Raw genomic sequence first — 15568 nt, 5'->3', positions numbered from 1 at the left:
ACCACTTCAGGCGCATTCTTATTGCGGGTTGGCACGGGTGCTGGAGAGCAACGACTTCAGGCTTGCCGCCTTCGGCTTGACCAGCCAGAACTTGCGCAGGTAGTCGTCCAGGTTTTCCAGCAGGTTGATGCCCCACTCGCTCGATGTTTCTTGCACATACTCCGTCAGCACCTGCTGCAGGTGAGTGCGGTAGGCTTCCATCGCCTCGTTACTGATCCGCTGAATCTCCACCAGCTCGTGGTTCACCCGGTCGTAGAAGCTGTTGTCTTGGTCAAGCACATAGGCGAAACCACCGGTCATACCCGAACCGAAGTTGTAGCCGGTCTTGCCCAGCACGCAGACAAAGCCGCCGGTCATGTATTCGCAGCAGTGGTCACCGGTGCCTTCAACCACGGTGTGCGCACCGGAGTTACGCACGGCGAAACGCTCGCCTGCAGTACCGGCCGCAAACAGCTTGCCGCCAGTGGCGCCGTACAGGCAGGTGTTGCCGATAATGGCGCTGTCCTGGGTCTTGAACGGGCTGCCTTGCGGCGGGGTGATCACCAGCTTGCCGCCAGTCATGCCCTTGCCGACGTAGTCGTTGGCGTCGCCTTCTAGGTACAGGTTCAGACCACCGGCGTTCCACACACCGAAGCTCTGGCCCGCAGTGCCCTTGAAGCGGAAGGTGATCGGCGCTTTAGCCATGCCCTGGTTGCCGTGTACGCGGGCGATTTCCCCAGATACGCGGGCACCAATGGAGCGGTCGCAGTTGCAGATATCCAGGTCGAACTCGGCACCGCTCGCGGCATCAATCGCCGGCTTAGCCATCTCGACCATCTTCTCGGCCAGCAGGCCTTCGTCGAAGGGTGGATTGCGATCAACCTGGCAGAACTGCGGCTTGTCCGCTGGAATGTGGTCGCTGCCCAGCAGCGGCGTCAGGTCCAGATGCTGCTGTTTGTCGGTTTCACCCGGCAGCATGTCGAGCAGATCGGTGCGCCCGATCAGCTCTTCTAGGCTGCGCACACCGAGCTTGGCCAGCCACTCACGGGTTTCTTCGGCCACAAAAGTGAAGAAGTTCATCACCATTTCGACAGTGCCGATGAAGTGATCCTTGCGTAGCTTGTCGTTCTGCGTCGCCACGCCGGTTGCGCAGTTGTTCAGGTGACAAATACGCAGGTACTTACAACCCAAGGCGATCATCGGCGCAGTACCGAAGCCGAAGCTTTCGGCACCGAGAATGGCAGCCTTGATCACGTCGAGGCCTGTTTTCAGGCCGCCGTCGGTCTGTACCCGCACCTTGCCGCGCAGGTCGTTGCCGCGCAGGGTCTGGTGGGTTTCGGCCAGGCCGAGTTCCCACGGCGCGCCGGCGTATTTGATCGAGGTCAGCGGCGATGCACCGGTACCACCGTCATAACCGGAGATGGTGATCAGGTCGGCATAAGCCTTGGCCACACCGGCGGCGATGGTGCCGACACCGGCTTCCGCGACCAGCTTGACCGATACCAGAGCAGCCGGGTTGACCTGCTTGAGGTCATAGATCAGCTGCGCCAGGTCTTCGATCGAGTAGATGTCGTGGTGCGGCGGCGGCGAAATCAGGGTCACACCCGGCACCGCATAACGCAGTTTAGCGATCAGGCCGTTGACCTTACCACCCGGCAGCTGACCGCCCTCGCCAGGCTTGGCGCCCTGGGCCACTTTGATCTGCAGCACTTCGGCGTTGACCAGGTATTCCGGCGTGACGCCGAAACGACCAGTGGCCACTTGCTTGATTTTCGAGCTGCGCACGGTGCCGTAACGGGCCGGGTCTTCACCGCCCTCACCGGAGTTGGAACGCGCACCCAGGCGGTTCATCGCTTCGGCAATGGCTTCGTGGGCTTCCGGCGACAGCGCGCCCAGAGAAATACCAGCGGAGTCGAAGCGTTTGAGAATCTCACCCAGCGGCTCAACCTGATCCAGCGGCAACGGCTGGTCGGCCAGTTTCAACTGCAGCAAGTCGCGCAGCATCGACACCGGACGGGTATCCACCAGCGTGGTGTATTCCTTGAACTTCTCGTAGCTGCCCTGCTGCACTGCCGCCTGCAAGGTGTTCACTACATCCGGGTTATAGGCGTGGTATTCACCGCCATAGACAAACTTGAGCAAACCACCTTGCTGGATCGACTTGCGTGCATTCCACGCTTCAACCGCCAGCAACTTCTGCTCGGCTTCGATATCGACAAAGCGCGCGCCCTTGATGCGGCTGGCCACACCCCGGAAGCACAGCTCGGTGACATCATCGGCCAGGCCGACCGCCTCAAACAGTTGTGCGCCGCGGTACGAGGCGACCGTGGAGATGCCCATCTTCGAGAGGATCTTCAGCAGGCCTTTGGAGATGCCTTTGCGGTAGTACTTGAAGACTTCATACAGATCGCCCAGCACTTCGCCGGTGCGAATCAGATCACCCAGCACTTCGTAGGCGAGGAACGGATACACCGCTGACGCGCCGAAACCGAGCAGCACCGCATAGTGGTGCGGGTCACGGGCAGTGGCGGTTTCAACCAAAATGTTGCAATCGCAACGCAGGCCTTTCTCGGTCAAACGGTGGTGAATCGCACCGGTAACCAGGGAGGCGTGAGCGGGCAGCTTGCCCGGCGCGATATGGCGGTCAGACAGGACCAGCAGCACCTTACCGGCGCGCACGGCTTCTTCAGCCTGGTCGGCCATGTTGCGCACAGCGGCTTCCAGCCCCATCGACTCGTCATAATTCATGTCGATCAAATGGCGCTCAAAACCCGGACGATCCAGGTTCATCAAGGCGCGCCACTTGGCCGGCGAGATCACCGGGCTGCTGAGAATCACCCGTGCAGCGTGCTCGGGCGACTCTTCGAAGATATTGCGCTCGGCACCGAGGCAGATCTCCAGCGACATGACGATGGCTTCACGCAGCGGGTCGATCGGCGGGTTGGTGACTTGGGCGAACTGCTGGCGGAAGTAGTCGTACGGCGAACGCACGCGCTGGCTGAGCACAGCCATCGGCGTATCGTCACCCATCGAACCGACTGCTTCCTGGCCTTGCTCACCCAGCGGGCGCAGCACTTGGTCACGCTCCTCAAAGGTGACCTGGTACATCTTCATGTACTGCTTGAGCTGGTTCTGGTCGTAGAACGCCGAGCCGTGGTCACGGTCTTCCAGGGTCGCGCGAATGCGCTGAGCGCTCTTGCGCATCCACTGCTTGTAGGGGTGGCGCGACTTCAAGCGGTTGTCGATGTCGTCACTGCCGAGAATCTGCCCGGTTTCAGTGTCCACCGCCAGGATCTGCCCCGGACCAACGCGGCCCTTGGCAAGCACATCTTCAGGCTGGTAGTTCCACACACCAATTTCAGAGGCCAGGGTTATGTAGCCATTCTTGGTGGTGACCCAGCGCGCCGGGCGCAGACCATTACGGTCGAGCAGGCACACCGCATGACGACCGTCGGTGAGTACTACACCGGCCGGACCATCCCAGGGTTCCATGTGCATGGAGTTATATTCGTAGAAAGCGCGCAGGTCGGCGTCCATGGTCTCGACGTTCTGCCAGGCTGGCGGAATCAGCATGCGTACGCCACGGAACAGGTCGATACCACCGGTGACCATCAGCTCCAGCATGTTGTCCATGCTCGAAGAGTCTGAACCCACGCGGTTAACCAGAGGGCCGAGATCGTCCAGATCAAAGATCTGATCGTTGGCGAACTTCAGGCGGCGTGCCTGCGCCCAGTTGCGGTTACCGGTGATAGTGTTGATTTCACCGTTGTGCGCGAGAAAGCGGAACGGCTGAGCCAGCGGCCACTTCGGCAGGGTATTGGTCGAGAAGCGCTGGTGGAATACGCAAATGGCGGTCTGCAGACGCTCGTCACCCAGATCCGGGTAAAACTGCTGCAGATCGGCCGGCATCATCAGGCCTTTGTAGATGATGGTCTTGTGCGAAAAGCTGCAGATGTAGTGATCGCTGTCCGCGGCGTTGGCCACCGACGAACGACGACGGGCACTGAACAGTTTGATCGCGAATTCCTGGTCGGACAGGCCTTCACCACCGATAAACACCTGCTCGATCTGCGGCAGGCGCTCAAGGGCAAGACGCCCGAGCACGCTGGTATCGATCGGCACTTTGCGCCAGCCAACCAGACTCAGGCCGGCCGCGAGAATCTCGCGATTCATGTTCTCGCGTGCAGCCTCGGCTTTCACCGGGTCTTGGTTGAGGAACACCATACCGACGGCGTACTGCTTGGGCAGTTCGGCGGCAAAATGCTGCTGGGCCATGGCCCGCAGGAAAGCATCAGGCTTCTGGATCAGCAAACCGCAACCGTCACCGGTTTTACCGTCGGCATTGATGCCGCCACGGTGGGTCATGCATGTCAGGGCTTCAATCGCGGTCTGCAGCAGGTGATGGCTAGCCTCACCCTGCATGTGGGCGATTAGGCCGAAGCCGCAGTTATCCTTGAACTCATCAGGACGGTACAAACCTGCTTTCATAGGGACTCTCACCAGACGGCCTTTTGCAAGGCAATTACTTTCTAATTCAATAACTTACCGTGCGCGCAGGGCAAAGCACCAGCTTTGCGCAGGCGAAAGGGCAGCCATTGTACATATCCACTCAGGCCGCCACAAACCCAGCTGGCGAAAATATGAAAGCTTATGTCGCTAAAGCGAAGGATAAGACCGCAAGGTCGTGCTATCGACCAGCGGGTCAGCTCTATATCAACGCGCCTGAGCAATCTCCTGCTGGATGCCGGCGAAGTTGCGCGGCCACGGCTTACCCGCCTGAACCTTGGCCGGCAAAGCGCGCAAGGCCGCCTGCGCCGCGTCTCGGCTACTGAAGCTGCCATAGGTCACCACATAAAGCGGCTTACCCTGATGCTGCTTCTTGAAATAGTGGTAATCCGCACCATTGGCTTTTACAAACGCTTGAGCAGCGCTTTCCGAACGAGCGCCGAGTATCTGCAAGGTAAAGCGCGAGCCCGCCTGAGTGGCATACCATCCACCAGCGGCAACCGGCTTAGCAGGAGCAGGCACCACAGCAGTTTTAGGCGCAACCGGCTTGATGATTGCAGGCGCTGCAGGTGGCGCCACTGGCGGAGCAGCCTTCGCCACTTCAGCAACCACAGGCGCAACTGCAACGCTCGCCACTTCTACAGGCGCAGGCTCCATTGCAATGCTCGCAGTATCCGAAACGCCCTCGGCCTCTTCCGCACCACTCAAGCCTGCAGCTTGCGCTAAAGGCTCACGAATAACAGGCTGCGCCTCGCCCACCAGAGGCAGCGGCAATGGCTGACTTGCGCCCTCAAACTGGATCGCAGGTGCAACCGCCTCAGTAGCAGCCGGCGCAACCACCGCAGGAGGTGCCGCCTCACCAAGAGGCAACTGCGCAATGGTCGGCGCAGTAACATCTTTATCGACCCGCCCCTGCATAAACCAAGCAGCCAGAACCCCGATAGCAACCACACAGAGAGCGAGCAGATGCTTGCGAGGCAAGCTAAAAGAAAACCCACCGCGGCTTGCGGCACTGCGCTGCGCCAGCATTGCCTCAACCAACGACTCCCGCGCAACCTGATTGATTAACCCTGGCCAACCTTCAGACTGCGCGTAAATCTCAGCGACCTGATCGTCACTGAGCACCTCAATACCCTGCGCCGCCCCCTCAAGGCGCTGAGCTAGGTACTCACGTGTTTCGTCCTCGCTGTAAGGTTGCAACTCAATGACATGAAAACATTCTTCGCCTTCCGCCAACGGCTCAAGACGCGACAGTAACTGCGTCTCGGCAAACAGAAACACATGCGGACGTCCCTCTGCGCTACCCGCAGCGAGACCTAACAGAGCGCTCAGCGCAGCATCACTAAGCTCCTCAGCATCATCAACCAGTACGTAAACTTCCTGCCCAGTTAGCGCCAACTGCCCGACCTGAGCAAGAATCGCCGACAACTCCGGGCGCTGCACCTGAATACCCTGCGCGACCTGACGCAAAATGCTTGCGGGGTCAGACGCGCCCTTAGCAGACACCACCACACTCTGCACCGCCTGCTTGTTGGTGCTCGCCACCAGCGCCTGGCGCAGCAGCGTTTTACCGCTGCCCTCCGGACCGCTAACCACCAACAACAATTGGCTGTAGCGTGCTAGATGGTGCAACTGCCCCAGCACAGGCTTACGCTGCGCCGGAAAGAACTTAAACCCCGGAACCCGCGAAGCAAAGGGATCGTGAGTGAACTGGTAATGGTCGAGAAACGCCTCGTCAGCATGCAAACTTGTCATGGGGTACTCGTTATTTTTTAAGCTGAGCCAGCTGCGCCGCATAGTCTGCATTCAGCGTGGCATTCAAAATTTCGCGGGGGAAATCACCCGTCACAGTCGCCTGCCCCAAGCCGCGCAATAGGACCAACCGCAACTTGCCATCAAGCACCTTCTTGTCGACCGCCATATGCGCCATAAAGTCCTCAGGAGTCATATCCTCAGGCGGAACAACCGGCAAGCCCGCAGCGATAAACAAGCGAACGGCACGCTCACGTTCGGCCTGTGTAATCCAGCCCAGGCGCTCGGACATATCCAGCGCCATCACTGTACCCGCCGCAACCGCCTCACCATGCAGCCAGACACCATACCCCTGGTGCGTCTCAATGGCATGACCAAAGGTATGCCCCAGATTCAATGTCGCACGCACCCCAGACTCACGCTCATCAGCCGCCACAACGCGCGCTTTTGCAGCGCACGAATGGGCAATCGCCGTAGTCAGCGCCGCCTGATCAAGGGCACGCAGGTCAGGCATATGCACCTCCAGCCAGGACAAGAATGATTCGTCGCAGATCAAGCCGTACTTGATCACCTCAGCTAATCCCGCAGACAGCTCGCGAGCAGGCAAGGTGGTCAGGGTATTGGTGTCGATCAACACCGCTTGAGGCTGGTAGAAAGCTCCCACCATATTTTTGCCCAGCGGATGGTTAATGCCGGTTTTACCTCCCACGGATGAGTCGACCTGCGATAACAGCGTGGTGGGCACTTGGATAAAGTTAACGCCGCGCTGGTAGCAAGCAGCCGCAAACCCCGCCATATCGCCAATTACACCGCCACCCAAGGCAATTACCGTAGTACCTCGATCATGCCGCGCGCCCAGCAAGCCATCAAAAATTAGCTGCAGGGTTTCCCAAGTTTTATAGCTTTCACCATCGGGCAAAACCACCGTGGCAATCACGCGATCGGCGAGCGAACGCTCAAGTGCAGCCAGATACAAAGGAGCAACGGTCTCATTCGTGACTATCGCAACTTGCCGACCAATGATGTGCGCTGCCAGCAAATCACCACGAGCCAACATCTCAGCCCCGATATAGATCGGGTAGCTGCGTTCACCAAGATCGACATGAAGAGTCTGCATAAAGCCCCCAAGCTATAAAGGGACCTAGAATAGCGCAGTTCAGCCTGCGCTTTAACGGGGAGAAAGCGCCTCGAGACGCTCAAGGATCTCTTGCACCACCAGCCGCGGCGGACGCTCGTCAGTTTCGACCACCACATCGGCAATTTCGCGGTAAAGCGGATCACGCAGCGCGAACAGCTCAGCTAATATTTTGCCGGGATCTGCAGCGCGCAATAGCGGACGATTACGGTCACGCGAGGTTCGGTCTACCTGCTGTTCAACAGAAGCATGCAGATAAACCACATGACCACCGCGCCTCAAGGCAAGACGATTTTCAGCGCGCATTACCGCCCCGCCCCCCGTCGCCAAGACCATACCCTCTACATCACAAAGCTCTTCGATTACCGCCTGCTCACGCTCACGGAAACCCTGCTCACCTTCCACATCAAAAATCCAGGGAATATCCGCACCCGTACGCTGCTCAATCTCTTTATCAGAGTCTTTGAACGGCAAGCGCAACTCTTTGGCAAGCAAGCGCCCGATGGTGCTTTTACCAGCACCCATCGGGCCAACGAGGATCAAATTACGCACTAGATCAACGACTCACCGCAATAGCTTGGTTGTTCATGATGCGCGGTGTGAGGAACACCAAGAGTTCCGATTTATTATCCTGAACAATATCGCGACGGAACAGACGGCCCAAGTAAGGCAGATCACCGAGGAAAGGCACCTTCTCGACACCTTTAGTTTGAGTATTTGAGAACACACCACCAAGGACAATTGTTTCGCCATCGCTCACGAGAACCTTGGCGTTAACTTCGTTCTTGTTAATCGGCGGCACACCATTCAGCGCACGGGCAAAGTCCGGCGCATCTTTGGTAACCTTAACTTCCATGATAATTCGATTATCCGGGGTAATTTGTGGCGTAACTTCTAGGGACAGGGCCGCCTCTTTAAATGAGGTTGTGCTTGCACCGCTGGAGCTTGCCTCTTGATAAGGAATCTCGGAGCCCTTGAGGATCTTGGCCGTTTCCTTGTCAGAGGTCACAACTTTCGGCTGCGAAATAATCTCACCGTTACCGGTTTTTTCCATCGCGGACAGCTGAAGATCTAGAACAATATTATCGGTCAAGAAGCCAATACCGATACCCGATGTGCTCCCCAACACGCCCATATCGACAAATGGAACAGGCGCTACGCCATCCTCAAGAGTGTAATCACCAAAGGTATCTGTACCCGGCAAAAGCCGCTGACCATCATCATTAAACGATTGGGCGCCATCTTTACCGTATGCACTCCAGTTCCCACGCGTGGCCGCACCACCCCAGCGCACACCCAAGGCTTTGTCGTAATCAACGTTGGCCTCAACAATGCGAGCCTCGATCATTACCTGGCGCACCGCCACATCTAGCTGTGCAATAATCCTACGTAATTCATCAAGTCGCTCCTGGGTTTGGTAGGCAATAATACTGTTGGTCCGATCATCAACAGTCACTGAACCACGATCAGCCACAGCACCATCAGCACTGGTAACAGACTGAAAGAGCTGAGCCATATCAGAAGCTTTGGCGTAATTCACTTGAATGAGCTCACGACGCAAAGGTGCAAGCTCTGCAACCTGCTTCTTTGATTCAAGCTCTTGGCGCTCACGCGCGGCTATCTCGTCAGCCGGAGCAACCAGCAAAACATTACCAACTTTCCGCTTATCCAGACCTTTGGTTTTGAGCACAAGGTCGAGAGCCTGATCCCACGGTACGTTTTGCAGGCGCAAGGTAATATTTCCTGCAACCGTGTCACTGGCAACCAAATTCAGGTCGGTAAAGTCTGCAATCAACTGCAAGACAGAACGAACATCGATATCTTGGAAGTTAAGAGAAAGCTTTTCACCCGTGTAAGAGAAGCTATCCGCCTTACGCTGCTCAGCTTGCTCTTGGGTCAATGGCTTCACACTGATAGTGAGCTTATTATCCGCCTGGTAAGCTAGGTAGTCATAGACGCCCGACGGCTCAATAAGAATACTTGCCTTATTGGCGGTACCTGTCGCACTAACAAACTGAACGGGAGTTGCAAAATCTTTCACATCTAGTTTTACCCTGAGCGACTCAGGTAATTGCGTACCGGCAAAATCCAAGCGAATTTTGCCGCCTTGGTCTTGTATATCGGGACTGACAGAGGCATCGGACAAGGTAATAACAACATTACCCTCGCCTAGTTCTCCGCGCTGAAAGTCAATATTGCTAATAGCGTTGGACTGAGGCACATATTTTTTAGCAGTCGCAACTGGCGCAGTCGGAGCCGGCTGAGCATTAGACGCAGCATTAACACTCCCTTCCCCCACCACCACAAAAATGCTGCTCCCCTCGGAACGGGTGCTATATGGAGACAGGCTGGTCAGGTTTATGATCAGTCGCGTTCGGTCTTTTGCCTCAACAACAGTGACACTGCGCGCATTACCTACGCCGAGCTCTCTGGTCTTTGCACCGAGCTTGTTAGAAACCCCCGGCAAATCAAGCGCAATACGCGCTGGCTGCTCGATGGTATAGCCTCGTGGAGCGAGCACAGGCTCGTCAAATGTTAGCTTTAATTCGACACGATCTCCGGGTAACGCAGAAACATCAAGCGTTTGTAGGTCAGCAGCCATTAAGGAGGGCGAAAAAAGCGCCGCCAGGAGTGAAAGCCCTAAAAAAGAGGGGGATATGTTCATGATCATATTCCACTGAGCAGATCGGTTATTTTTTTTCATAGTCACTCCGCTCTGTTTAAGAGCGCTCCTTAAGGGACAAGCTGCGCGGCCGCTCTAACCAACCACCCTCGCCATCCGGAACGATTTCAATTACATCAACTCTTGATTCGTCTATGGCAATTATTCGCCCATGGTTACGACCCAGATAATCACCGACTCGAACCCGATGAACGCCACCTGCACCACTCACGAGGGCAAAAGCGCCGGAATCATTCGCTAAGGTACCGACCATAATAAAAGTTTCTATATTAAAGCCTTCTAGAAACTGTTTTTTGCGTGCCTCATCAGGTTTCACATCCTTGGAACCCTTTTGCCTCTCAGCCATCTCCAGCTTAACTGGGGGTTGAAACGGACTTCTTAGGGCAGCAGCACTATAGGTAAAACTTTCATAGGGTTGAAATGTGGGTAATGGCTCAATCTCACCCTTAGGACGAGCACGCACTTCATCCATGTAAGCTTGAAGATCAGAAAAATTGCCGTGGCTATCACAGCCAGAGACGATCAGAAATGACAAGGCCAATACAGGCTTAAGAAACCTCACTGCACTCCCCCCTTATCGTTATAACGATAAGTCTTGGCCAATATGCTCATGCGCAACTTAGATGAGCCACTGTCGTTAGCCGGGACAAGATCAAAGTCATGCAGCGTAACAATTCGTGGAAGACTCGCAACACCACTGACGAAGGTAGCTAGATCGTGATAGGCACCCACAACAGTGATCTGTATTGGGAGTTCTATATAAAATTGCTGGGCCGCCTCGGGCAAAAGCTTGATCTCTTCAAATTCCAGACCGCTTCCCAAGCCTGTGCGCGTTATGTCTTCAAGTAAACCAGGAACTTCCGTATCACTTGGTAACTGCTTCAAAAGCGCGCCAAATGAAACCTCCATTTCTTGCATCTGCTCTTTATAAGCGTCTAGGTTTGCAGCCTGGAACGCTTTACTTGAAAACTGCTCTTTCAGGACAAGCTCTTCAGCCTGCTTACTCTCTAGGCTGGCTTGCAAGTCTTTAAGGTGAAAGTTGTAGCCTAAGGCTACGACAACCACCAACAACAACGCACCTGCGATAAATTTTACCGCAGCAGGCCATGAGCCAACGTTATTGAAGTCAAGATCATTCAAATCAATCTGGCGCAGGCTTTCTAAGGAATCATTAAGACTCATTGCTTAGCCTCCTCTGCTGCGAGCGCAGGCTGGGTCTGCTGAACACTCAATTGAAAGACATTAGCCTGATCAATCGCCCCTGCCGTGACAGATTTAACCTCAGTTAGGTTTGGCGCAGTCAACCACTCCGACGCATCTAAATTACGCATCAAATTTGATACACGATTGTTTGATTCGGCAGCGCCCACGATAGCGATATTTTTCGCTGTCATTTTCACGCCAGTAAAATGCACACCGTCTGGCAACGTTCGAACCAGCTGATCAAACACACGTCCGATAATAGGTCGATTGCCCTGCAGATCCTGAATAATCTTCATTCGCTCAAGAAGCTGCTGCCGACGGGTTTTCAGCTCACTGATTTCTTTGATCCGAGCATCCAGAACCGCAATTTCTTTGCGCACGAATTCATTTCGAGCCGTTTGTTGCTCGATAGCACTGTTTAGGTATTGGTCACCCAGAAACACAGCGCCGGCCGCAACAATGAACACGCCAGCGAGTGTTACTAAAAAGCGCTGTTTACGCTCTTCACGTAATTGCTCGCGCCATGGAAGTAAGTTAATCCGCGCCATTAGTCGAAACTCCTCATCGCCAGGCCACAGGCAATCATCAAGGCAGGCGCATCACTGGCGAGCGCACCCGCATTAACCTTGCCACTCAAGGCCATCTCAGCGAATGGATTGGCAACCAATGTCTGGGTGCCTATTTTCTGCTGGATCAAGCGATCGAGATCCGGAATTGACGCAGTGCCGCCGGCTAACAGGATGTAATCGACATCGTTGAATTGGCCTGCCGCGAAGAAGAACTGCAGGGAGCGAGCTACCTGCTGAACCACCGCCTCCTTGAAGGGCTGGAGCACTTCGCTGTCATAGTCGTCTGGCAATCCGCCTTGCTTCTTGGCGAGACCCGCCTCTTCAACGGATAGGCCGTAGCGACGCTGAATTTCCTCCGTGAGCTGCTTGCCGCCGAACAACTGCTCACGCGTATAGATAGTACGACCGTTGTGCAGAACGCTGAGCGTGGTCATCGTGGCGCCGATATCGACAACCGCAACGGTTAGTTCATCACGACCGCCACCAAGCTGATCAATCAGCAAGCTGTAGGCACGCTCAAGCGCATAAGCCTCGACATCAACCACTTTGGCGGTAAGGCCGGCAAGTGCCAAAGCGGCCTCGCGGACTTCAACATTTTCTTTGCGACACGCGGCCAACAACACCTCGACACGATCCGCATTGCGCGCAGATGCGCCCTGCACTTCGAAGTCGATCGCCACTTCTTCCAATGGATAAGGGATGTACTGGTCGGCTTCGATCTTCAGCTGATTTTCCAATTCATCATCAGAAAGCCCTGCTTCCATTTCGATGGTTTTGGTAATCACTGCGGACCCTGCTACGGCCACGGCCACGGTTTTCACACCGCTCTTGGCTTTAACAAGCACGCGTGAAAGAGCCTGCCCAACGCCCTCCAGATCGGCGATGTTCTTTTCGACGACCGCGTTTGGCGGGAGCGGCTCGACTGCGTAAGCCTCTACCTTATAGCGGCTTCCGGAGCGGCTCAATTCGAGGAGCTTGACGGAGGTCGAACTGATATCGATCCCGAGTAGCGTATTCGCTTTCTTATTGAAGAGCCCTAGCACGACCGATTTCCTATTGGCATCCGCGACTTACGGACTATTTATGTTTTTTCACATTAAATAACAGTCTTGACAGAAGCGCAAATGGCTACCCGGCAAAAAAACCGCTTATAATGTGATCAGTTTTTCTCTTTTAACCTTATGTTTCGCTTAACTCGTTCTTTTATCTGGAAATCCAAAAATCTTGATGCGTCTTTTGCGTTTTTTTTGCTGGTCTTGCCTCGCCGTTTTTTGTGGGGTGGTACTCAGTTTCAGCGGGGCCTTCCTCTATCTTAGCCCCAGCCTACCGTCCGTCGAATCGTTGCGCAGCATTCAACTGCAGATTCCCCTGCGTATTTACAGCAGCGACGCCAAACTGATTGCCGAATTCGGTGAAATGCGTCGTTCACCTATAGCCTTCGCGGATATCCCACCAGACTTCATCGGCGCATTGCTGTCAGCCGAAGACGACAATTTTGCCAACCATTATGGCGTCGACCTTAGCAGCCTGATGCGCGCTGCAACGCAAATCTTGAAAAGCGGGCAGATTCAATCGGGTGGAAGCACCATTACCATGCAGGTGGCGAAGAACTTTTTCCTCACTAGCGAAAAAAGTTTTTCACGCAAGATCAACGAGATACTTCTTGCGCTACAAATTGAGCGGGAGCTCAGTAAAAACGAAATCCTTGAACTTTATGTGAACAAGATTTACCTGGGCAACCGTGCCTACGGTATCGAAGCGGCCGCACAGGTTTATTACGGAAAATCCATTCGCGAGACCAGCCTTGCGCAAATGGCAATGATTGCCGGCCTGCCAAAAGCCCCTTCACGCTTCAATCCGCTGGTCAATCCGGCCCGCTCGATGGAGCGCCGCGACTGGATTCTCGGACGCATGTACAGCCTGGGACGCATCGACAAGCAGCGCTATGAAGAGGCGCTGGCCGAGCCGATCAATGTCAGCTACCACGTAGCGACACCCGAACTGGCAGCCCCCTATATTGCTGAAATGGCGCGCGCTGAAATGGTCGGCCGCTATGGTAGCGAGGCATACACCGAGGGGTTTAACGTCACCACCACGGTGCCCAGCGATCTGCAACAGGCCGCTAATAGCGCAGTCCGTGAAGGACTGATTAGTTACGATCAACGCCACGGCTATCGCGGCCCAGAAAGCCGCCTGCCGGGCATGACCAAAGAACATTGGCTGAGCGAACTAAACAAGCAGTCATCGCTCGGCGGTCTTGACCCAGCCATTGTTACAAGCGTTGAGAAGAGCGGCATCATGGTCCTGCTTCGTAACGGCGAAGAGCACGTCGTGACCTGGGACAGCATGAAATGGGCACGTCCCTTCCTTAATACCAACAGCCTCGGGCCGCGCCCACAGCAGCCAGCGGATATTAGCCAGATCGGCGACCTGATCCGCGTGCAGCGCCAAGAAGACGATAGCCTGCGCTTCGTTCAACTCCCCGCGGCGCAGAGTGCTCTGGTCTCGTTAGACCCTAACAGCGGCGCAATTCGCGCCTTGGTCGGCGGCTTTTCTTTCGAGCAGAGCAATTACAACCGTGCCGCCCAGGCCAAGCGCCAACCAGGCTCAAGCTTTAAGCCATTTGTTTACAGCGCAGCGTTAGATAACGGCTACACCGCAGCCTCCCTGATCAACGATGCGCCGATCGTGCTTGCCGACGACCCTCGCTCGCAGACCTGGCGTCCGAAGAACGACAACAACACCTTCCTCGGCCCGATCCGCCTGCGTGAAGCGTTGTATCGCTCACGCAACTTGGTCTCTATTCGCCTACTGCAAGACCTCGGCATCGACAGCACCCTGAACTACATCGAGCGCTTCGGTTTTGAGAAAAAAGACCTACCGCCCAACCTTTCCCTGGCCCTGGGCACGGCAAGCCTCACGCCCATGGAAATCGCCGAGGGTTGGAGTGTTTTCGCCAGTGGCGGCTACAAAACCGAGCCGTATTTGATTGAGCGGATTGAAGGCCGTGATGGCAAGCAACTGTTCAACGCTAACCCAGCCCAGTCGCCAGCGGGTATTGCCCTGCGCACCGAGCAGGACAACGCGGCACAACTCAGCGCAGGCGATACACCGCAGCCAGTTGAGCCCGTGCTTGCCGAGCAAGTCATCGATGAGCGCACGGCCTACATCATGACCAGCCTGCTCCAGGATGTGATCAAGCGCGGCACCGGCCGCCGAGCCCTGGCACTCGGTCGTGACGACCTCGCGGGCAAGACCGGCACCACCAACGAGTCGAAAGACAGCTGGTTTTCCGGCTATAACGCGGACTACATCACCACGGTCTGGGCCGGTTTCGACCAACCGGAAAGCCTCGGCCGCAATGAATATGGCGGCACCGTGGCCCTGCCGATCTGGATGAGCTACATGGGCGCGGCACTGAAGGACAAACCCAGCCATGTGCTGCCCGAGCCTAAAGGCATACTGACCCTGCGCATCGACCCACACAGCGGTCGCGCGGCCTCCCCGGACACCCCGAACGCTTACTTCGAACTCTTCAAGAGCGAAGACTCCCCGCCGCCCATAGGTGAGTTCGAGCCGGGCACCTACATCCCAGGCAGCCCGCTACCCGCTGATGAAGTTGCGCCGATAGACCTGTTCTAAAGCCACTAACAGCAAGCGTATCCGTAAGCGCTCCATAAACCCCGTCCGCCAGGACGATGGCTTGTTTCAGGTGGCTGGAGCAGAAGCCGGCGAGCAGTT

At 55.8% G+C, this 15568-nt stretch carries 10 protein-coding genes; 1 reads left to right on the top strand and 9 read right to left on the bottom strand.

Annotated features, from left to right (window positions below; all coding sequences use genetic code 11):
* Window positions 1-18 precede the first annotated feature (18 nt).
* From gltB to N1078_RS15525, 9 genes are all read right to left on the bottom strand, one after another.
* Window positions 19-4467 carry a glutamate synthase large subunit gene (gene gltB / locus N1078_RS15565; protein ID WP_274089070.1) on the bottom strand — a complete coding sequence of 1483 codons (4449 nt, stop codon included), beginning with the start codon at window positions 4465-4467 and terminating at the stop codon, window positions 19-21.
* Between the two features lie 225 nt (window positions 4468-4692).
* Window positions 4693-6240 (bottom strand): SPOR domain-containing protein, encoded by a 1548-nt coding sequence (locus tag N1078_RS15560; RefSeq protein WP_274089069.1) that lies wholly within the window; start codon window positions 6238-6240, stop codon window positions 4693-4695.
* Between the two features lie 10 nt (window positions 6241-6250).
* Window positions 6251-7354 (bottom strand): 3-dehydroquinate synthase, encoded by a 1104-nt coding sequence (aroB, locus tag N1078_RS15555; protein WP_274089068.1) that lies wholly within the window; start codon window positions 7352-7354, stop codon window positions 6251-6253.
* A 51-nt stretch (window positions 7355-7405) separates the two neighbouring features.
* On the bottom strand, window positions 7406-7924 hold the full coding sequence (gene aroK / locus N1078_RS15550) for a shikimate kinase AroK (RefSeq protein WP_274089067.1): 519 nt from the start codon (window positions 7922-7924) through the stop codon (window positions 7406-7408).
* Between the two features lie 4 nt (window positions 7925-7928).
* On the bottom strand, window positions 7929-10037 hold the full coding sequence (pilQ, locus tag N1078_RS15545; protein WP_274089066.1) for a type IV pilus secretin PilQ: 2109 nt from the start codon (window positions 10035-10037) through the stop codon (window positions 7929-7931).
* Window positions 10038-10092: 55 nt separating this feature from the next.
* The gene (gene pilP / locus N1078_RS15540; RefSeq protein WP_274089065.1) at window positions 10093-10617 is read right to left on the bottom strand and encodes a type 4a pilus biogenesis lipoprotein PilP; all 525 of its coding nucleotides are present in this window, start codon (window positions 10615-10617) and stop codon (window positions 10093-10095) included.
* Window positions 10614-11237: a type 4a pilus biogenesis protein PilO gene (gene pilO / locus N1078_RS15535; protein ID WP_274089064.1), complete on the bottom strand. Its 624-nt coding sequence runs from the start codon at window positions 11235-11237 to the stop codon at window positions 10614-10616. Before pilO ends, pilP begins: the two co-directional genes overlap by 4 nt.
* On the bottom strand, window positions 11234-11806 hold the full coding sequence (locus N1078_RS15530; protein WP_274089063.1) for a PilN domain-containing protein: 573 nt from the start codon (window positions 11804-11806) through the stop codon (window positions 11234-11236). The genes pilO and N1078_RS15530 overlap by 4 nt, the downstream gene beginning before the upstream one ends.
* Window positions 11806-12870: a pilus assembly protein PilM gene (locus N1078_RS15525; RefSeq protein WP_274089062.1), complete on the bottom strand. Its 1065-nt coding sequence runs from the start codon at window positions 12868-12870 to the stop codon at window positions 11806-11808. Before N1078_RS15525 ends, N1078_RS15530 begins: the two co-directional genes overlap by 1 nt.
* A gap of 184 nt (window positions 12871-13054) precedes the next feature.
* Here N1078_RS15525 and N1078_RS15520 point away from each other — a divergent pair, with 184 nt between their 5' ends.
* A complete protein-coding gene (locus N1078_RS15520) occupies window positions 13055-15469 on the top strand; it encodes a penicillin-binding protein 1A (protein ID WP_411912063.1) in 2415 nt (804 codons plus the stop codon).
* The last annotated feature ends 99 nt before the right edge of the window (window positions 15470-15568 follow it).

The organism is Pseudomonas sp. MIL19, assembly GCF_028680365.1.
Lineage (GTDB): Bacteria > Pseudomonadota > Gammaproteobacteria > Pseudomonadales > Pseudomonadaceae > Aquipseudomonas > Aquipseudomonas spirodelae.
This window is presented reverse-complemented; position numbering and strand designations above follow the sequence as displayed.